The sequence below is a fragment of the Chryseobacterium sp. 1B4 genome (assembly GCF_036631475.1).
In the GTDB taxonomy this organism is placed as follows: Bacteria; Bacteroidota; Bacteroidia; order Flavobacteriales; family Weeksellaceae; genus Chryseobacterium.
Window position 1 is genome coordinate 412941 of sequence record NZ_JAPNUF010000006.1, and the last position, 19902, is coordinate 432842.

Consider the following 19902-nt stretch of genomic DNA (forward strand, 5'->3'; position numbering starts at 1 on the left):
ATTATGAGCGACTCTATAATTTTAGGTATTGAATCGTCCTGCGACGACACCTCAGCAGCTATCATCAAGGGAAATTCTATTCTTTCAAACATTGCCGCGAACCAGGCCATCCACAAAGAATATGGTGGTGTTGTGCCTGAATTGGCTTCACGGGCCCATCAGCAAAATATTATCCCCGTTGTTGAAAAATCTTTTTCCAAAGCAAATATACAACAAAATGCTATCTCAGCTATAGGATTTACACGCGGACCCGGACTTTTAGGATCTCTTCTGGTAGGAACATCATTTGCTAAGTCTCTGGCTATGAGCCTTAACGTTCCGTTAATTGAAGTAAATCACCTTCAAGCCCACATTCTGGCCCATTTCATCGAAGATGCAAATCCTGTGCCGCCTGCCTTTCCTTTTTTATGTCTTACGGTAAGTGGCGGACACACTATGATTGTGCTCGTAAAAGACTATTTCGATATGGAAATTATCGGAAAGACCATTGATGATGCCGCAGGAGAAGCTTTTGATAAAATAGGAAAAATCTTTGACCTTGACTACCCTGCCGGACCTATCATTGACAGATTGGCCAAGGAAGGAAATCCTGATGCTTTTAAATTCAACAAACCTAAACTGGAGAACTATGATTATTCTTTCAGCGGAATTAAAACTTCCGTGTTATATTTCATCCAGAAAGAAGTCAGAAAAAATCCTGATTTTATCAAGGAAAATCTTAACGATCTCTGTGCTTCCGTTCAGAAATCCATTATTGAGATTCTGATGAATAAGCTTGAGAAAGCTGCCAAAGATCTTAATGTGAATGAAGTAGCCATCGCAGGAGGTGTTTCTGCCAATTCTGCCCTGAGAAAAGCTATGGAGATAAACAGAGAAAAACTGGACTGGAATATCTATATTCCAAAGTTTGAGTATACTACAGATAATGCAGCCATGATTGCTATGGTAGCAAAGCTGAAATTTGAAAGAGGAGAGTTTACAGATCTCAGAACAACGGCAACGGCAAAATATGATTTATAAGAATGCGGAGCCACGAAGTGGTGACGTAAAAAAGCAAAGGTTTAAACCTTTGAGATAAATAGGCTAATAGTAAATAGCTACGAAGTAGCGAGATAAAAATGGGACAGTCTCTTGTTAAAAATTATATTCATATTGTATTCTCTACTAAAAACAGAGAACCAATCATTGATGAAGAAATACAGGAAGAATTATTTTCATATCTGGCAGGGATCTGTAAAAATATGGAGTGTAATCCCGTAAAAATCGGAGGCTATAAAGACCATGTTCACATCCTTTGTCTTTTATCAAAAAAAGTGACTCTCATAAAGCTTTTGGAAAGTTTGAAATCTCATTCTTCAAAATGGATTAAAACTAAAGACAAAAAATATTCGCATTTTTATTGGCAGAATGGCTATGGGAGTTTTTCAGTTAATCCAAAAGAAATAGGCACTGTAACTGAATACATCAGCAATCAAAAGGAACATCATACAATTAAAAATTTTAAGGAAGAGTTTTTAATATTTCTCAGAAATTATGAAATGGAATTTGATGAAAGATATGTCTGGGATTAATATTCCGCTCTTTCAGAGCTCAGGTAAACAACATTAATTCAAAACAAAGACCTGCTGTCTTTGCTAAGTATTGCGCCACTTCGTGGCTCTTAAAAAAATAAGATGAAACTATTCTACGGAGAAATCAACGGAAATAAAGTAACAATCAACGATGAAGAGCAGCAGCATATCGTGAAAGTTCTTCGAATGAAAGATGGAGAAGACATTCATGTGACAGATGGCAAGGGAAAATTAGCTTCCGGAAAGCTCATTATAGAAGGGAAGAAAGCTGGTATTGAAATTTCTGAGATCAAAGAAAATCTGCCTGAATTCAATCCCGGGCTTCATATTGCCATTGCCCCCACCAAGAACATTGACAGGATTGAATTTTTTGTGGAAAAAGCTGTGGAAATGGGTATTTCTGAGATTACAATTCTGCAGACTGAGAAAACAGAACGTAAAAACGTCAATATTGATAAAATCAGGAAACAGGCTGTTGCCGCATCAAAGCAAAGTTTGAGATTTCATTTTCCGGTTATCAATGATTTAACTAAAATTCAGGATTTTCTCAAAAACATTGATCCGGAGCATACATTTGTAGCACACTGCCATGAAAATTTAGAAAGAATGGGTCTTAAAGATATCCCTCAGCTGGAACAGCTTACATTTTTAATAGGTCCTGAAGGCGATTTTTCTGAAAAGGAGATTGCATTTTTAGCAGAAAATAAGGTAAGAGCCGTATCCCTCGGAAACCAACGACTAAGAACGGAGACAGCAGGCGTTTTCGTAGCAGCATGGAATTATTATAAGATGATATAAATATGAAGAGAAGGTTGCCCAGCCTTCTCTTTTTTATTTCAGATTGACTATTTCCAGTCAATATTATTTTCTCTCAGATATTTTTCGAAAATCTGCTGTCCGCTTCTGATTGAATTGACAGTCCAAAGGATTTTCATCCTTAAAAGCTTTTCTTCATTTAATTTATAATCAATATCAGATTTTATAAGCTTCTGTTTCAATTCATACATACAGATTGAAGCTGCCACAGAAACGTTGAAACTTCTTGTAAAGCCATACATGGGAATAGCCAGTGTCTCGTCGGCAAAATCTAAAATTTCCTGGGAAACACCCTCCATTTCAGTTCCGAAAACTAAAGCAATAGGTTCAGTTACTTCATATTCAGGCAGCATTTTAGCATTGTTTTCCAGTGAAACAGCCACAATTTTATATCCTCTGTCTTTAATATTCTGAAAAGACTCCATATTCCGGGAAGTTTTTCTACCTCAACCCATGTGTCTGCCCCTTTTGTTACCCGAAGATTGGGTTCAAAACTGTATTCTTCCTGCAAAGCCACTACTTTATGGAAACCACAGGCCTCCACAGAACGTACGATTGCAGCTGCATTTCTGAACTGATAGACATCTTCTACAACCGGAAGAACAAAATCTGAACTTTCCTGTGAGAAATGTTCAATTTTCGCCAGTCTTTCTTCTGTTAAAAACTGCTTTAAATATTCATAAGTTTGCGATAAATCATTCATCTGCATTTAGTTATTTTTTTCAATAGCCCTATGAAACCACTACAATTTTCATTTTATTTTTATAAAATTTCATGATAAGCGTTTCATTCATTTTCAAATCTTTGCAAATTAACGTAATTTTGGCCTATGAACCCTAATCGGGGCCCAATTCTTAATTAAATTGATACATGAAGCGAAAAGTCCTGCTCATCTATACCGGTGGAACCATCGGAATGGAAAAAGATTACGAAACCGGAAGTCTCCGTGCCTTTGATTTTGGAAATATATTCGAAAAGATGCCTGAAATGAGGCTTATGGAATGCGAAGTTTTTGTTCATCCTTTTGCCAAACCGCTGGACTCTTCGGATATGGGACCTGAAGAATGGAGAGTGATTGCCAATTATATCCACAAAAACTATAATGATTATGACGGCTTTCTGATCCTTCATGGTACAGACACGATGTCCTACACCGCTTCAGCACTGAGTTTCATGCTGAAAGGATTAAAAAAACCGGTGATTATGACAGGTTCCCAGCTTCCGATTGGTGATCTGAGAACGGATGCCAAGGAAAATCTTCTGACCAGCCTTTACTATGCCAGTCTATATGAAAATGATGAAGCAGTTATTCAGGAGGTGGCCATTTACTTTGAGTATAAATTATTAAGAGGAAACAGAACATTGAAATATTCTGCAGAATATTTTGATGCGTATGCAAGTCCGAATTACCCGATTCTTGGGCAGTCCGGAGTTCATCTGAATATTATTAAAGACAACTTGTTCCGCTGTGATCCTGCTGTAGAATTTCATGTGGATGAACATATTTCTGAAGATATTTTATTCTGGAGAATTTTCCCGGGTATGCATCTGAGCCATTTCAGGGAAATCCCTAAAATGAAGGTACTGATTCTTCAGGTTTTCGGTTCGGGAACGATTTTCAGCAGTGCCAAAACGCAGGAAACCCTTCAGGAAATCAGGAATAACGGAACTGAAATTGTAGTGGTAAGCCAGTGTATTTCAGGAGGTATCTCATTCGGAAAGTATGAGAACAGCAATATTTTCTCAAGAATCGGAGCCATCAGCGGAAGAGATATGACTGCAGAAACAGCGATTACAAAAGCAATGCACCTTATTGACAATCCAAGCTACTCCGGAAGCTTCGCAGATAACTTCACCAGAAGCCTTTGCGGCGAAATTACAGATTAATTTGTAAGAATAATTTGGATATTCCAGAAAATACACTATTTTTGCAATCTCAAAAAGAAAGGTGTCCGAGTGGTTGAAGGAGCTACCCTGGAAAGGTAGTATACGGGTAACTGTATCGAGGGTTCGAATCCCTTCCTTTCTGCAGATTAAAAAGCCTGTGCTGAATTAGCACAGGCTTTTTTTATCATCATAATTTATCTGATCGTTTATACTTATTCAGTTTCTAAGTATTTCTACTCAATTTACTAATTGGTAATTTTTACGCTACACCATTTCCTTTGTTGTCCGTTACTTTGAAGAACAATCTAATCACCAAAAACCAACTTAATTATGACATCAACAAGTGTAAATGCAAATTCTTCAGGTCAGTTAGTACTTGGAAACGGAGCACAATTCTGGGTGTATCTTTCACCACAAAATGATACTTCCAGAATGATTTCTACATGGCGTGTAACATTTTCACAGGGAGACTGGAGTGACTTTATCTCAAGTGAGAATCCTACCAAACAAATTCAAACCCCTAATCTTTCAGGGATTTTTGATATCAGAGTAGAATTATTAAGCGGATCTACCGGCACATGGCGTCAGATTCCGCCACAATCAGGAAGTCACAATGAAATAGGCTGTAATTCCAACTGTGCCTCTATGGTAGGCATTGTTGCTGACAGCACCAACCCTCCTATCGGAGCCATCAATGCCCATTTCTGGACAACATGGGATGCTATGTGCGGAGTAAGACAGAACTGATAAAATAAACAGTCCGTAAAAACAAATTGCCACAGTATCTAGAATATTGTGGCAATTTAATTTCAATCCGGCGGATGAATATTTAAAATATACAGCCCGGACCTTTAATCCGGGCTGTGTAACTGACTTTATTTAAAACTTTAAAGAAACACTTCCAAGAAATCGTGACGGAGCCTGTGGTGTCAAACGTACAGACCATGCTTTTTCATTGGTAATATTATCAAATTTCAGCCCTACTCTGTATTTTGGCTGATCGTAGAAAATGCCTATATCAAACATTTTGTAAGACGGAATAATCACTTTAGCTGTTTGTGTATTGGTCTGATAGGAAGAGGATCCCATATTTACGCCACCGCCTATTCCCAGGCCTTTTAATTTTCCTTCAGGAATACGGTAGCTGATCCAGAAGTTGAACATATTGGCAGGTCCGGACAATGCAGGCCTTAAACCATTTACCGAAGGATTGGCATTCGTAAATTTACTGTCATTATAAGCATATCCTGCAACAACATTGAATCCATCAAAAGGATTAGCCGTCAGCTCAGCTTCAAATCCTTTACTTACCTGCGTCCCATCCTGTATGGAATAGTTGATATCATCAGGATTTGTTCTTAAAATATTATCCACACGGATATTGTAATAGCTTAACGTACCTACAAGTCTGTGGTTAAAAACATCTGCTTTTACCCCCAATTCCAGCTGATTGGCATATTCAGGTTTGAAAGTATTCCCGTTGATATCCGTTCCGCTCACATTATTAAAGCCATTCATATAGTTTCCAAACAGAGAAAGTTTATTTTTCAATACTTCATAGACGATTCCCATTTTAGGTGAAAAAGCGGTCTGCCCATAAGGCCCCGATTGCGCTCCGCTGCTGCTCAGGCCGCCTTTTATTTCTCCTGTGGTTATATCATACACTCCTTTAAACTGAAACCGGTCTACCCTTACACTGGCCATTACCATCAGCTGATCCGTAATATTAAAAACATCTGAGATATAAGCAGCATAGGTATTGTCACTGTTATTTTCCCTTCTGAAGGCTGAAGTAGCTGTAAGCGCGTCTATGGTATTGCTGTTCACTCTGAAGTCGGCCGAAGGATGAACAAAATTAAATACTTTGGTATTGGTATGGTAACGGTCAAAATGATTGGAATTGTTATAAAAGTCCAAACCGACAACCATCCTGTTTCTGAAACGTCCGATACGGAAATCCCCGATGAAGTTCTGCTGAATATTGGTGGCAATAAATGAAGTGGTTCCCACCATCACCTGAGCGCTTGCTGTAGAATCTGTTTTCCCGTTGATGGCAGAAATATATCCGTTAATGGTAGATCTTGCGCGGGACAGTATCGTTTGAGATGTCCAGTTTTCCGAAACTTTATAATTCAGCTGGGCAAAGATGTTCAGCATCTGTGTTTCGTAGGCCAGGTCATCACTCAGGAAGTTCTTATAATACGGGAACTTCATATCTGCAACAGACTGAATTTTGTTACTCCCGGTATAAGGATTAAACCGTACAACCGATGTTCCTTTTGCCTGATTGAACTCTACATCCAGCAGGAGCGACATACGGTCATTGATCTGATAAGAAAAACTGGGAGCAATAGCCAATGAGTTGGTAAACCCGATATCCTGAAAGCTCTTTTCTGTAGTTCCTGCCGCATTAAGGCGGAAAAGAGCTGTTCTGTCCTTATTTACCGGTGTATTAACATCCACTGTCAGCCGGTTATAATTCCAGCTTCCTCCTACATATCCTACTTCACCGCCAAAATCATTGTAAGGCTTTTTCGTCACCCTGTTGTATACTCCTCCATAGCTGCTGGCCACACTTTTCCCGAATAAAGTCGCTGAAGGTCCTTTAATGGCTTCTATACGTTCAAGGTTTACGGGATCAATGACTGAAAATGCAGCTCCTGCGACTCCATTCCTGGCATTGGGTTCTGTTTCAAATCCTCTTGAGCGGAATGTCACTCTTCCCTGGTTCGCAATCATAGGAACTCCTGCTCCCGGTACGTTTTTGGAAATGCTTCCCAGATCCACAGCTACCTGCTCCTGGAATAATTCTTTGGTAACCGTATTATAGACCTGAGGGTTTTCTAAATTTTTCAAAGGCAATCTGGCTACAAACCCGCTTTCTTTTTCGAAAAACGGTTTGTATTTTTCATTATAACCACTTCCTGTATAGCCTGGATATTTTCCCGGGTAAGCTGATAATCCAGTATGGTTGTTTCACCTGCTTTTACCTCTGCCGGAAGGCGTACTTCTTTAGCACCCAGAATCTGCAACTTCACAGTATAAGAACCTGCATTAAGGTTTGCAAAATGATAATTTCCTTCGTCATCCGTAAGGGTCTGGCGATCCGCTTCCGGCAACGAGACAGATATTGCCCTCAACGGCTGTCCGTCCACCATATTTACTTTTCCCGAGATGCCACCCTGCAGATTCTGGGCGTGTGTTGCTGTTAAACCAATTAGAAAGAATAAAAAAATAAGAAATGGTTTTATCCATTGCTGTTTCTTGGTTGAAATATCATTCTGTCTTGTTTCTACGGAATGAGGCATATGCCTCCCGGGAAGCATACATTCATTAGTTTGTATCATTTTTTCAGCCTTATTTAAAGTGATTATAAATAAAGGTGCAAAATAACGGAAACGCAGGCTTCCTCACAATATTAATTTGAATTATTCTAAATAAAATTTAAAAAAGTACAGCTTCCAACCTAATGTAAATTTATAGAAACATTCAATAAATAAGGGTGTTTAAGAGATTAGTTAAGCTTTAAACAATAGATAGAAATCAACTTTTCCACAAGATGCTAATACGTTATCCACATGTTATCCACAATTCATTATTGCTATGAAAAGATTTTTGAAAACTCCCATTCCTAATTCTATCCTAAATCAGGTGTTTATTTTGTCTTGTTTTTAAACAGTATTGAAAGATTTTGAATAAACATTCTATGAACCAGGCTTATAATTTTGCAGCAATAAAGTATTCTCTCTGCGTAACTGCGGTATTATCTTCTATCTTATGGTTTCGCAGCCATTTAAAATTAACAGTAAAACAACAATCCATTATATTGGGTATGAAGAAAATTTTTGCAGGTATATTTTTATTGGGATGTATCGGAACCACTATCAAGGCACAGATCAGTCCGCCGGGGCTGGGAGATGCCAACAATGCATTCTGGGGTGCCTTCGGAGTTAAACAGCAGCTGGATTCTTTAGGGAAAAAGCATACTTTGAGCTATGCTGCCATTGGGAGAAAAAGCAGGCCGGATAACCATAATTTATTGTCAAAGCAGGCTATCATTGTCCTGAATCATGAGATATACCATTCTTTTGCCCCGCATCAGCAGTACAGCTATGCCCTCAGCTACCGCAGACAGCCCCACTATGAAAGCAACGCCCCTTATGAAAAAGAAAATACGGAACAGGAATTCAGGATGTACGGAAGATATGCATACACTTTTGATCTGGGAAGAAGGTGGAAGCTGAAAAATACAGTACGGCAGGAATTCAGGAAGTTTTTTGATGCAGACTTTCATAAAGCAGAGGAAGATTTTCAGATCAGAACCCGTATCAAGAGTCAGTTAACCTATAGTTTATCTCCAAAGAATAATCAAAAGCTGGCATTAAGTGCAGAAGCGCTTTTTTCCATAAGCCACCTTAATGAACCGGATTCTGAATGGAACTCCTTCGGGTATCGTGAAATGCGGATTGCAGCATACTATATGTTTACCATTCCTGATTCACCTTTTACAGTAGATATTGGCTATATGGATGATCTGATCCGAGACAGCAGGAGCATTCATCATGGAGGTGTTCATTACCTTGCTGCAGACCTGATCTGGAATATACCTTACAGAAAAAAATGACAAAAAAACTGTATTTTTATAAACAAAATCCCGATCATCACTGACCGGGATTTTTGTTGAAACATAAGTTTCTCTGCAATATAATTAAGTATGAATGTTTGGTGTATATTTTAGTTGCAAAGCTTCAGGAATTCGCGGCTCATCTGTACATTAAATTTAGCGTCCGCTTTGGAGCGGGCATAAATCGTATGCTTAAAAGCATGTACTGTTTTCAGTTTCTGATCAATAAATTCTGCAATCTGTACCACAGAGAACAGAAAATCCCTGTACACTGCCATATTAACTGTCTGGCCATAGTACGGAAGGTACGCTTTTAAAAAGGGTATTGCTTTCTGATGGCGGTTATAGCTGATGCAATATCCTACACCGTCTACTGAGGTAACAATAGCATAGTTATTGAGATAATCCTGAATGTTTTTGTTACCATCCAGAGCCTGAGGATTTTTTGAACAAAACTTATTGATCTTATCCAGAATATGCTGGGCATACTCCATCATGGAAATATTTTTAAATTCAAAAACCTGACTCATCCTGTTGGCTGGTGAGGTTTCGTTTTCGCAATCAATACAGAAAGAAATCCCTATTTTTTCATGATAAGGGAAAAAGCAGTCTTTTACTTCAATGGAGGCATCCGGCTTTAACCTGTCATCTGCAAAATTGTAATAGACATACGGACTGTAAAGTTCAGCAAGCGCATTCAGATAGTCTGTTTCGCTGGTATTATGATATTCTTCAAACCATTTTTCAAGGTTGTCATAATAATTACTTTCAAAGTCATTAAAGTTTAAGTAAAATGGCAATTCCATAGCTCTGTAATTTTGATATGACAAAGCTATAGGTGTAATGCGACAAAACTTGACGCAATATATTTTTTGTGAAAGATTTTTGGTCAGGGGTCAATTTTGCTTCGCAAACCCATAGGGAAAATACATTATCTACAGATAAAAAACACCAGATATCCACGACCCGGACCCCGATTAAAAGTTCACAAGCGCAGCGAACCGACTGTCCTCCATTGACATTTATTTATCATAATTCTTCATGATGTACTCAAAGTAACGGATCATTTTCAGATAGTTTTCAATGCTGAGATATTCGTTGGTACTGTGAATGCTCTGCTGTTCGGCACTATTGATTTTGATTGGCATGAACCGGTAGACGTTTTTACTTACGATTTCGTATTTACCGGCATCCGTTCCTGCCATGGTAAGATAAGGCGTAACAATTGCTCCGGGATGAATTTCCTTAACGGCTGCTTCTATTATTTTAAAAGCTTTTGTATTGGTTGGAGAAATGGCAGATGCTTCTCTGGTATTGTCAATTTCCTCTACCTCCACATCAAAACCTTCAGTGGCTTTGGCAATATGATTTTTTACATCTTTCACTGAATTTCCGGGAAGCAATCTGAAATTAACCACAAATTCCACTTCAGGAGAAAGCACATTGGTTCCGTCGCTTCCTTTCATCATCGTTAATGCTGTAGTCGTTCTTACCAATGCATTGGTGGTATTGTTCTTGGTGAGCTGTGAGATCAATACCGGCTTTAAAAGCCATTGGTTGGCCAGCGCCATTCTTGTGGTAAAAGGCATTTCACCACCAATATTATTAAAGAACTCTTTGATTAAAGGCGTGATCATGGGTTTCATCTGATCATCTTCCAGACGCTGCATGATGACAGCAGCCTTCCCGATAGCACTTTCCATAGGCGGCATAGAGGAGTGCCCGCCAAGCCCTTTAACTTTTATCTTTGCGGACAGAAAGCCTTTTTCAGCGCATCCCACCACAGCCACATCAGTATCAATCCCTGCTACATTTCCTTTTCTCATAATCAATCCTCCTTCGTCATAGACAGCATCGAATTTCAATCCTTTCTTTTTAAAATAATCTGCGATCTGAACCGCTCCTTTTTGTCCGCCAACCTCTTCATCAAAACCGAAAGCCAGATAAATATCCCGCTGGGGAATCTGTTTGTTTTTAATCATAGAATTCACAGATTCCATTAAAGAGAAAAGCATTCCTTTCATATCTATCGCTCCTCTTCCGTAGATTCTTCCATTGGCTACCGCTCCTGAAAAAGGGGCAAAATCCCAGTCTTCCGCTACTTTTGAAACAGGCTCAAGCGGTTTGTCATCCGGCCGGAATACATTTTCTTCATTATTTTTAATATCTGCATCTCCGGGAGGAACAACATCCATATGGGAAAGGAATAAAACAGGCTCCAGAGCAGGATTGCTTCCTTTAAGCCTGAACACCAATCCATACTGATTCACCTCAACATTTTCCGTATTCTGATAAACTAACGGATAAGAGGCTTTTAAATAGGTTTTGAACTGATCAAACGGTGCATAGTCGAATTCACCCAGGCTGCCTGTGGAAACTGTGGGAACTTTTATTCCTCCTGACAGTCTCATTACCGCAGAGTCATTTTTTACGGGTTTCCAACCTTCTCCTGCACCGGTATTATTTTTCTTAAACGGATAAGTATAGGTTTTAATCAATACAACAGCAGCCAGAACGACAATGATTCCCAGAAGGATTAAAAGAAATTTTTTCATAGCAGATAGTTTGTGAGGTGGTTTGATTCCATAAATATAGTAAAGTATCGGGTGTCTGGCAATTTAAAACCGGGCTTTTCGAACAGAGGATCTGTTAAATACAGTCATCAGATAAAAATAAACGGATATATGTCCCCTTAATGACACTAAGATCGTCATCAGAATAAAAAGTATGAAGAATATTCTGCACATTATTTCCAGCGCAAGAGGAGAACAGTCTTATAGCAGCCAGCTAAGCTCAGCCATTCTGGAAAAACTATTACAACAGGGTAATATCAATACGGTCACTGTACGGGACCTGGTGAAGGATGCACCACCGTATGCGGATGAAATGTCCATTCATGAGTTTTATAAACATCCGGAATTATACGATGAACAAAGCAGGCAGCTTCTTTCATATGCCAATCTGATTGTGGATGAAGTGCGTAAAGCAGATATTATTATCATTGGAACACCGGTTTTCAACCTCGGCATTTCCACACCTCTGAAAGCCTGGCTTGACCAGCTGATCCGGGCAGGAATTACTTATGTCTTTGACGAACAAGGGAATCGTGTGGGCCGGTTTACAGGGAAAAAGTATATCTTGCTGTTGCTTCCGGCGGCAGACGTACTGAAGGTGCGCCGGATTATATTTCGGCTTATCTCAGGGATGTTTTCAGAAGTTATGCAGGAATTACGGAGGTAGAAACCTATCACATTGAGGGAACTATGGAAAACGGATTTACAGCGGATTATGAAAGTGTGCTGAAAGATTTTAATCCTGTCAATGACATTTCTTAGCAGGTTTTATTGTAAACGCAAAGTTTTACATTGCTGATCTCTGAAGATAAGGCGCAAGAAAATTGAAGATTTTCAGCAGGGAAATGATGGTATCATTTGATTTGAGAAACTTTATCCCTGATAAAATTCTGGCGCCTTCAAAACAGCTTTTATTATATAATTGCGTCTTTGCGGTTTATCAACTATGAGTCAATATCCTTAATTTAATTCAGGATTCCGTTCATTTCAGTTAAAATGATAGGTTTTCCGTCGGTAATTACAATGGTGTGCTCATGCTGGGCCATGTAACCGCCTTTATTGCCTGCCATAGTCCATCCGTCTTTTAATTCCACAGCAATGCTCGAATCTGTGGAGATAAATGTTTCAATAGCCACCACAGAGTTTTTCTTAAAACGTCTGGAATCAAAACGGTTTCTGTAGTTAAGCAATTCATCAGGCTGCTCGTGTAAGCTTCTTCCTACTCCGTGGCCTGCAAGATTCTTGATAACTTTAAGACCTCTTTTCTTCGCTTCGGTTTCCATCAAATGTCCTATGTCTGCTATTTTTACGCCGCCTTTTATATTGCTGATAGCCTTTCTCAGAATGTCTTTGGATGCCTCCACCAGTTTCTGATGCCCGTGAATATCTTTTCCAATGACAAAAGATCCGCCGTTATCTGCCCAATATCCATCCAGCTCTGCAGAAACATCAATATTGATCAGGTCACCTTCTTTCAGAACCCTTTGATCTGTGGGAATACCATGGCAGAATTCGTTATCTACGCTGATGCACGTCCAGCCCGGAAATCCGTACGTCAGGTAAGGCGCTGATTTTGCCCCGAAACTTTCCAGTATTCCGGCTCCGTATTCATCAAGATCTTTTGTGGTCATGCCGGGTTCAGCATACGCTATCATCTTTTTCAAAGTACAGGCAACAGCTTCACTTACTTTTTGCATTCCGAGCATCTGATCTTCGTTGGTGATTGACATATTTGTTTGTTTATTGTTGAGAACTACAAAGTTAGGAAATTAAAATGTTCCGGGGATGAACTGTTTCCATTTACCCAAATGCAGTTATTGAAAATAAGGTTACCCCCTTCACCAACCCCCTCTACCCCTTGGGGAAGGGGATATACCCGGTTACATAAGGGGCTGAAGGGTGTTCAGTAACGGTCTCCAGACCGTTCTGTAAGTCCCTGTACCCACTTATCAAAGGGGCTGGAGACCGTTATTGAAGGGGCTGAAGAGACTTACCATAGGGGCTGGAGGGGCTTTATAAGGGGCTGGAGGCAGTTATGAAGTGGCTCGTGATAGTTGTATAACAGCAATGCGGATATTTTACCGGACATTTTTTCACCTTTACTTTACAGAATGTATTATCTTTGAATCTTCACAAATTGATTAAAGAATGGACTACAAAATACATCAGGGAAGAAATGTAAAGCGTTTCAGAGAAATGCTGGGCATAAAGCAGGAAGCATTGGCGCTTGATCTGGGCGACGACTGGAACCAAAAAAGATCTCTTTACTTGAACAGAAAGAAACCATTGAAAACCAGCTGCTGGAAAAAATATCCGAAGTACTGAAAATTCCCGTAGAAGCTTTTCAGAATTTTGATGAGGAACAGGCTGTGAACCTAATTTCCTGTACATTTTCAGATAATGCAATGTTTAATAATAGAATCGAAGTTCAAAATATTAATCCTATTGATAAAATTGTTCAGCTTCACGAAGAAAAAATTGCGCTTTACGAAAGAATGCTGAAGGAAAAGGATGAAATGATGAGCAGACTGGAGAAGCTGCTTGATAAGTAAGAGATTCAAAAATATTTTTAAATAAATAAAAACCACTGCGGATGCAGTGGTTTTGTTTTGTTTGGGTGACGAATGAGAAGCTTGTACAACAGGAATTATACTAAAATATTTTTCTGCTAGCGAATCAACAACACCCCATCTTCCAATATCGGCCATGTACATTTGCACCATAGTCATACATACCTGTCTCCTGCAGCTCCTTCGCTTTGTACTTATAATTCTATAAGCATTCCATTGTAGGAAAATATTCTGAAAATGTAACACTCCATTTATTATCAAATCCTCCATTAATAATAATGTAATCAATTCCTTTTTTTAGCTTAAAATTCATCTCTCCTTTTTTCTTAGATGTAATTTTAATCTTTTCATCCCTTCTAAGAACTCTAATCTGTGTATATCCACATGTATAATTTTGAAAATTATAACTTTTACCATTTATAGTAATAACATCGTCAATAAAAGCAGCATTATTAAAAGATAATAAAACTTCGTCATCTTTTCTAAGAAATTCTTTTGGAATATTTTCCAAATAAGATTTATATGCTATCCTATCTGTTTCTGTTGCTTTCGTTTTATCTTGATAATAAAAATCAATATTATTTTGTGCGGAGCAACTATTGTTGGCCAGTAAAACAATTATAAAAAAATATTATTTTCATTTAAATGAGTTTTAGAATAAATTAATTCTTCCATTCCTCTACTAACAATTTATTTTGTTGTCCAGCTATAGGATAGCATATTATACTTAAAGACGCAAGTAATACGCTCTTCATTAACAAAGGACATTATTTTTATTCATTGATATCCCGCCATAATATTCCTAATATTTGGGTCTCTTTGCCATTGATAAATATGGTGAAATTCTTTTTGTTATAATCAAAGTTGCTAATAATTACTTTTTTACTATTAAATTGATTAAGATTATTTAATAACTCATCATAGCCTTGAATTTTTAGACTTTCATTTACAGTATTATTGATTTCATTTCTTACTGTATATATAGAATTTGCCTTATTTTTATCAATAAGAATATATTCAAGTTTATCTATGGACTTTAAATAATTATATATGGTTGTATATAAATAATTATCACTTTGCTTTTTAAATAAATTTAATATTTTTTGAAAATTGCTTGTTTCCATTTATTTTACGACTATTGGTGTTCCTCCTATTACTATTCCAGGAATCAACATTCCTTGTTCATATTTGCCACTACTTTAATTTTCAGATTATAAAACCACTAAAAACAGTGGTTTTAATTAATTTAAGATGCGAGCGAGACGATCGCACCAGTTTAGGGAAGATTATTACCATCAATCGATTCAATTTATTAAGTTACCATTTTCATCAAATTCACTCTCTAAATACCCAATCACTTTTTCATAGTTGGCACTTAGATAATACATTCCAGAATAATTTTCACCTTGAATAGTTACACCCTTTAATACAATTCCAGAATTATTTTTTAATCCAATAAGTAATTTACGTATTTGTTCTGCAAGCTTATAGTTTTTTTGATTGATAGCTATCCCTTCTCTAATACTATATACCCCAATCATATTCTCCCTGTCAAATCTTCCATTACTCAATTTTATATGATAATTCTTAAATTCTCCTTTTATATTGATACTTTTTTTATTAAATTAAAAATCTCTTCTTCTGTTTTCATTTTATGGCTTTATATGTTCTACATTAGCTCTTATTACTGGTCCAAAAATTAACCATTCGTTTTCTTGCATTCTTTTTCCTGTCTCTGAAACATTAGGAATAGCATTAAACGTTTAGATAAAATGACTCCTGGTGCTTTTCCCATAGCTGTTGCAAAATCTCTGGCAGTTGATTTACTTGTTGTCCAAGATGTAAAAACAGAATAATTATCACTTCCAGCGTGTGTTTGGCCCAGAACTGTTGGTACATCTGCCTGCCGTTGGTAAAACCTGGAGTTCTTCCTGAAGTGTCAATTGAACCGTCCTGGTTAAACCATTTGCCATCTACATCAAACCGTAAAACCGGGTTGTTGGCAACATATGCGTAAGGACTGGTAGAAGTATAGGCTTCTGCCAGCTGGTCTATTCCATTCCATCTTCCCAGATCCGGCATATACTGCCTCCAGCCGTAGTCTAAATTTCCATTGCTCTGCAATTCCTTGCTATATGACCTATTTTAAGGATTGGTTATGATGTGAAAATAGTTTGCTTTTCACTAATAGCTCCGAAATACCTGATATAATTTTCAATATTTTAGACAGCCTGTTTTCTCTTTTTCTGTATCAGCTATCCACAATATCATTTTAAATTGAGGTATTGAAAACCAATACTCTAATTTATTACCAACACGTTTGGCACATTACCTAAATTGAGGTTCTATTCATATTATTAAAATTAGAGTATTGAAAATCAATACCCTAATTTATTACCAACATGTTTGGAACATTACCCTTTTACTTATGAACAAGAGCGAGACGCTTGCGGCAGCGGGAGAAACTGATATAACCAGTCTTGGCTATCCTGTTGGATTATTAAATAATGATTACTTGTATTTATTGAAAATAAATCCTAGAATGAATACAAAAACCCAAGCAAAAACAGCCGTAAAAAAAGTCAAAAAACTTGTATTTTTTTTGATTTCCACTATAAACTCCCCATATAGATTTATAATATTGGTATTTTTTCTCATATCTTTTCATATTATAAAAAATTAAACATAATCCAATAATACAAAAGATAATTTTTTCATATACTCCTGCTTTTTTGAATATCAAAAATAGAAATTATTATCATCCATAAGTCTAATATTAGCATAGCTTGTGTTATACTTACTATGAATGATGCTTGTAACTGCCATCCTCTTGATTTTTTATGAAATCGTTGATAAAATGTTGCAAGATGGTAGTACATCATGTCAAAAAATCTTAACATATTTAATTATTTAATCGTTCCAATTATTGTATTTTCAACACCGGCAGCTATCCTGTCTGTTATTGTTGTACCTGTTACAATACCTACAGTCAAGTCTGCAATAACATACCCTAATGCCCAAGGAGCTAGTGCACCTGCTGCAAAAGTAGTTGCCAAGCCTATTCCAACCTTGACGGCAGTTCCTACTCCAAGCTTTCCATTTTGTTGATAATCTTCAAGTGCACTAAATCCTACACCTAAAACTCCTAATCCTTTTCCTGCCACTGCAAATCCTTTGGCTCCTCTTAATGCACTTGCCTTATTAGCCCAATTTGATGAAATTTTTGCAGTATAATGCATTAATTTCTCATATTTTAATGTATAAAACCCTGCATATCCTGTCCAAGCGGATACAGCATTGAAATTAGTTTTATCTGCATGTATAGCACCTTCAATAAAATTTTCAAAAAATTTGGTTTATGAGTAGAAATCCTTGCTTTATGGATTAATCCAAGTTTTATGTCTGAATAGATGTCGTCACCCATTCTATAAGCATCCTGGGTAGCAGTACCCGTATACCATGTTATTCAGTATCACCGAAGCTAAGTCCAGACATAGATCCCCATTTTTAAAGTAATTAAAAACAGATACTGCTTGATTTCCACTGAAATTATATCCATCTCCACTACCTCCGCCGCTATTATCCTGAAATCCATTTGAGGTACTGAATGAATACATAGGTTTGTATGAACCTGGCATATAATCAAACGTTGTAGAAGGGCGTATACTTCCATCTTCATTAATCCATCTTCCATCCGGATCTGTATTAGAAACAGGATTATTGGCAACATAAGCATAAGGACTGGTAGAGGTATAGGCTTCTGCAAGCTGGTCTATTCCATTCCATCTTCCCAGATCCGGCATATACTGCCTCCAGCCGTAGTCTAAATTTCCATTGCTCTGCAATTCCTTGCTATATGACCTATTTTAAGGATTGGTTATGATGTGAAAATAGTTTGCTTTTCACTAATAGCTCCGAAATACCTGATATAATTTTCAATATTTTAGACAGCCTGTTTTCTCTTTTTCTGTATCAGCTATCCACAATATCATTTTAAATTGAGGTATTGAAAACCAATACTCTAATTTATTACCAACACGTTTGGCACATTACCTAAATTGAGGTTCTATTCATATTATTAAAATTAGAGTATTGAAAATCAATACCCTAATTTATTATCAACACATTTGGAACATCCCCACCCAGCTTGAGAAAGGATTTAAACTAAATATCTTTATAATACTTAAGTACAGCTTCTTTATCTACAAATTTCAAAAATTGATCTGAGATGGCACCTTTTGTCTTAAAATTATCTCTTGCCTCTTTTAATGTCATATGGTTAGCAGAGCTAGTTTTCATATCATTCGTATTTCCATCGTCTTCCCAAAAGCAAACTGGACAAATTTGATAATTCCCTTTTTCAAAAATTGTCCTGAAATTACAACAAGGGCATGGATTTAGTTTTTCTGCAACTCCAACAACAGTAATAGGTAATTGATATAAAGTTTTAATTTTTTCTTCAGTATAAGAAACTTTTACTCCAGTATATTTTTCTTTTAAATATTCAAAGATTTCTTCTTTCTCAATCCCTTCATTTTCAATGAATTCTTCTCGTTCTTTCTCCGTCATTCCTGAAAGTTCATGTAATGACAGTATGTTTATTACCGTATTCAATTCTATTTTTATCATACTTTCTATTTTGCTAGACCAGCCGCTAAATCAAGAACATCCTGGAAAGGAGTCGTACTTATATTAGGGTTTGCTCTATAGAACGTCCTAATCTCTCTTAAGTCCACTCTTCCAACAAGAATTTCTGTGTATTGCTGTTAAATTTAACTGAAAATTTATCCACAGCTTGTTCCTGAATATGTTCACTGGTTTCATCAGCAAAATTTTTCGATAGTTTTAAATATTGATTTTGGCTGTCCACAATAATAACTCAACTTTACATTTTACTAATATTTTTAAAATTAGAGTATTGAAAAATCAATACTCTGATTTATTATCTATAAGATTACTTACAATTAATAATAATCATATCTTATTGCAAATACCCAAAATATTATGCATAGGAATACAAAAATTAATGCAATCTTTCTTGATTCTTTTACAGTATCTTTATTTGCATAAAAGGTATTGATCTTTTCTGCCAAATCATCGTCACCTATTAACTTGGAAGTTGCAAAAATATATCCATAGGCAATTCCTATTATCAGTGGATACAAGAACACTTTTGAAGGAAGTCCAATAGTTTTATCTACTATCATTAATATTGGAAATTCTAATAATAACCATAAAGGAAAACCTAAAGATAGTATTGAATAAAAATTTTTATTTTTATGTGTTTTATAATAAATATGCGTTTGCAAATAACACTCATAATAAGCGTACAAATATGCATTTATAATTTTATTCATAAAGTTTTCATATTAAAAATCAGAGTATTAAAATCAACACTCTGATTTATTAGCAATATGTTTGAAACAAATATGCTTATTTTCTTTAATTTCTAATTGGATTCTGAATTGTTTTGTGTTGGAAATGTAAAATCAAAAAAGACTTTTGAATAATCTTCTGCAAAAACAAACAGCCTACTCGTAATATTGTATCTTACAACAATAAATTTTACATATTCAATAGATTCGTTTTTAACTAAAAGAAGATTATTTAAAATCTCATACGTTAATTCTTTTATACTTTCGCTTTTAGCTAATTTATTTCTTCCTTTATAGGACATAATTACATCATCCAACAATAAAGGATGGTTTGAATATGAGATTTCAAAATCATCTAATTGAGGATCATATTCTTTTATTTTAGAATAGATTAATTCTTTCATTTCTCTACTAACAATTTATTTTGTTGTCCAGCTATAGGATAGCATATTATACTTAAAGACGCAAGTACGCTCTTCATTAACA

Annotated in this window: 21 protein-coding genes, 1 tRNA gene and 2 pseudogenes; 9 read left to right on the plus strand and 15 right to left on the minus strand. The window is 36.6% G+C overall.

Annotated features, from left to right (window positions below; translation table 11 throughout):
* Positions 1-3: 3 nt before the first annotated feature.
* The 3 genes from tsaD to OWR28_RS07990 all read left to right on the plus strand — a co-directional run bounded on the left by tsaD (position 4) and on the right by OWR28_RS07990 (position 2369).
* Positions 4-1020, plus strand: a complete 1017-nt coding sequence (gene tsaD, locus OWR28_RS07980; protein ID WP_332386175.1) for a tRNA (adenosine(37)-N6)-threonylcarbamoyltransferase complex transferase subunit TsaD — start codon at positions 4-6, stop codon at positions 1018-1020.
* A gap of 98 nt (positions 1021-1118) precedes the next feature.
* Positions 1119-1571 (plus strand): IS200/IS605 family transposase, encoded by a 453-nt coding sequence (tnpA, locus tag OWR28_RS07985; protein ID WP_332386176.1) that lies wholly within the window; start codon positions 1119-1121, stop codon positions 1569-1571.
* A 102-nt stretch (positions 1572-1673) separates the two neighbouring features.
* Complete coding sequence (locus OWR28_RS07990; protein ID WP_332386177.1) at positions 1674-2369, plus strand: RsmE family RNA methyltransferase; 696 nt, start codon at positions 1674-1676, stop codon at positions 2367-2369.
* 47 nt (positions 2370-2416) lie between these two features.
* Here OWR28_RS07990 and OWR28_RS07995 read toward each other — a convergent pair.
* Positions 2417-3096: pseudogene (locus OWR28_RS07995) on the minus strand (TrmH family RNA methyltransferase).
* Between the two features lie 161 nt (positions 3097-3257).
* Between OWR28_RS07995 and OWR28_RS08000 the strand changes: the two are divergent.
* The 3 genes from OWR28_RS08000 (at position 3258) to OWR28_RS08010 (ending at position 5021) form a co-directional block, all read left to right on the plus strand.
* Positions 3258-4274: an asparaginase gene (locus OWR28_RS08000; RefSeq protein WP_332386178.1), complete on the plus strand. Its 1017-nt coding sequence runs from the start codon at positions 3258-3260 to the stop codon at positions 4272-4274.
* A gap of 55 nt (positions 4275-4329) precedes the next feature.
* A tRNA-Ser gene (locus OWR28_RS08005) sits at positions 4330-4416 on the plus strand.
* 188 nt (positions 4417-4604) lie between these two features.
* Positions 4605-5021 carry a hypothetical protein gene (locus OWR28_RS08010; protein WP_332386179.1) on the plus strand — a complete coding sequence of 139 codons (417 nt, stop codon included), beginning with the start codon at positions 4605-4607 and terminating at the stop codon, positions 5019-5021.
* A 132-nt stretch (positions 5022-5153) separates the two neighbouring features.
* On the opposite strand, the gene OWR28_RS08015 is transcribed toward OWR28_RS08010, so the two are convergent.
* Both OWR28_RS08015 and OWR28_RS08020 read right to left on the minus strand, forming a co-directional pair.
* Positions 5154-7130 carry a TonB-dependent receptor gene (locus OWR28_RS08015; RefSeq protein WP_332386180.1) on the minus strand — a complete coding sequence of 659 codons (1977 nt, stop codon included), beginning with the start codon at positions 7128-7130 and terminating at the stop codon, positions 5154-5156.
* Between the two features lie 11 nt (positions 7131-7141).
* Positions 7142-7621 (minus strand): carboxypeptidase-like regulatory domain-containing protein, encoded by a 480-nt coding sequence (locus OWR28_RS08020; RefSeq protein ID WP_332386181.1) that lies wholly within the window; start codon positions 7619-7621, stop codon positions 7142-7144.
* Between the two features lie 485 nt (positions 7622-8106).
* On the opposite strand from OWR28_RS08020, the gene OWR28_RS08025 reads away from it, so the two are divergent.
* Positions 8107-8898, plus strand: coding sequence for a DUF2490 domain-containing protein (locus OWR28_RS08025; protein WP_332386182.1), 792 nt, complete (start codon positions 8107-8109; stop codon positions 8896-8898).
* Between the two features lie 110 nt (positions 8899-9008).
* Here the strand turns inward: OWR28_RS08025 and OWR28_RS08030 are convergent, their stop codons facing one another.
* Both OWR28_RS08030 and OWR28_RS08035 read right to left on the minus strand, forming a co-directional pair.
* The gene (locus OWR28_RS08030; RefSeq protein ID WP_332386183.1) at positions 9009-9704 is read right to left on the minus strand and encodes a hypothetical protein; all 696 of its coding nucleotides are present in this window, start codon (positions 9702-9704) and stop codon (positions 9009-9011) included.
* A 216-nt stretch (positions 9705-9920) separates the two neighbouring features.
* Entirely contained in the window at positions 9921-11453 is a 1533-nt protein-coding gene (locus OWR28_RS08035; RefSeq protein ID WP_332386184.1) for a M20/M25/M40 family metallo-hydrolase, read from the minus strand.
* Between the two features lie 172 nt (positions 11454-11625).
* On the opposite strand from OWR28_RS08035, the gene OWR28_RS08040 reads away from it, so the two are divergent.
* Complete coding sequence (locus OWR28_RS08040) at positions 11626-12138, plus strand: NAD(P)H-dependent oxidoreductase (protein ID WP_332386185.1); 513 nt, start codon at positions 11626-11628, stop codon at positions 12136-12138.
* 298 nt (positions 12139-12436) lie between these two features.
* Here the strand turns inward: OWR28_RS08040 and map are convergent, their stop codons facing one another.
* Positions 12437-13201, minus strand: a complete 765-nt coding sequence (gene map, locus OWR28_RS08045) for a type I methionyl aminopeptidase (RefSeq protein WP_332386186.1) — start codon at positions 13199-13201, stop codon at positions 12437-12439.
* 418 nt (positions 13202-13619) lie between these two features.
* Here map and OWR28_RS08050 point away from each other — a divergent pair.
* Positions 13620-14023 (plus strand): annotated as a pseudogene (locus OWR28_RS08050) (helix-turn-helix domain-containing protein).
* Between the two features lie 220 nt (positions 14024-14243).
* Here the strand turns inward: OWR28_RS08050 and OWR28_RS08055 are convergent.
* From OWR28_RS08055 to OWR28_RS08095, 9 genes are all read right to left on the minus strand, one after another.
* Positions 14244-14552, minus strand: a complete 309-nt coding sequence (locus OWR28_RS08055; protein ID WP_332386187.1) for a hypothetical protein — start codon at positions 14550-14552, stop codon at positions 14244-14246.
* A gap of 262 nt (positions 14553-14814) precedes the next feature.
* Complete coding sequence (locus tag OWR28_RS08060; RefSeq protein ID WP_332386188.1) at positions 14815-15165, minus strand: hypothetical protein; 351 nt, start codon at positions 15163-15165, stop codon at positions 14815-14817.
* Positions 15166-15345: 180 nt separating this feature from the next.
* Entirely contained in the window at positions 15346-15612 is a 267-nt protein-coding gene (locus tag OWR28_RS08065; protein WP_332386189.1) for an enoyl-CoA hydratase, read from the minus strand.
* A 184-nt stretch (positions 15613-15796) separates the two neighbouring features.
* Positions 15797-16165: an RHS repeat-associated core domain-containing protein gene (locus OWR28_RS08070; RefSeq protein ID WP_332386190.1), complete on the minus strand. Its 369-nt coding sequence runs from the start codon at positions 16163-16165 to the stop codon at positions 15797-15799.
* 782 nt (positions 16166-16947) lie between these two features.
* On the minus strand, positions 16948-17280 hold the full coding sequence (locus tag OWR28_RS08075; RefSeq protein WP_332386191.1) for a hypothetical protein: 333 nt from the start codon (positions 17278-17280) through the stop codon (positions 16948-16950).
* Between the two features lie 186 nt (positions 17281-17466).
* On the minus strand, positions 17467-17886 hold the full coding sequence (locus OWR28_RS08080) for an RHS repeat-associated core domain-containing protein (protein ID WP_332386192.1): 420 nt from the start codon (positions 17884-17886) through the stop codon (positions 17467-17469).
* A 319-nt stretch (positions 17887-18205) separates the two neighbouring features.
* Positions 18206-18670 carry a CPCC family cysteine-rich protein gene (locus OWR28_RS08085; protein ID WP_332386193.1) on the minus strand — a complete coding sequence of 155 codons (465 nt, stop codon included), beginning with the start codon at positions 18668-18670 and terminating at the stop codon, positions 18206-18208.
* 335 nt (positions 18671-19005) lie between these two features.
* Positions 19006-19398, minus strand: coding sequence for a hypothetical protein (locus tag OWR28_RS08090; RefSeq protein WP_332386194.1), 393 nt, complete (start codon positions 19396-19398; stop codon positions 19006-19008).
* Between the two features lie 92 nt (positions 19399-19490).
* Positions 19491-19820 carry a hypothetical protein gene (locus OWR28_RS08095; protein WP_332386195.1) on the minus strand — a complete coding sequence of 110 codons (330 nt, stop codon included), beginning with the start codon at positions 19818-19820 and terminating at the stop codon, positions 19491-19493.
* Positions 19821-19902: the final 82 nt, after the last annotated feature.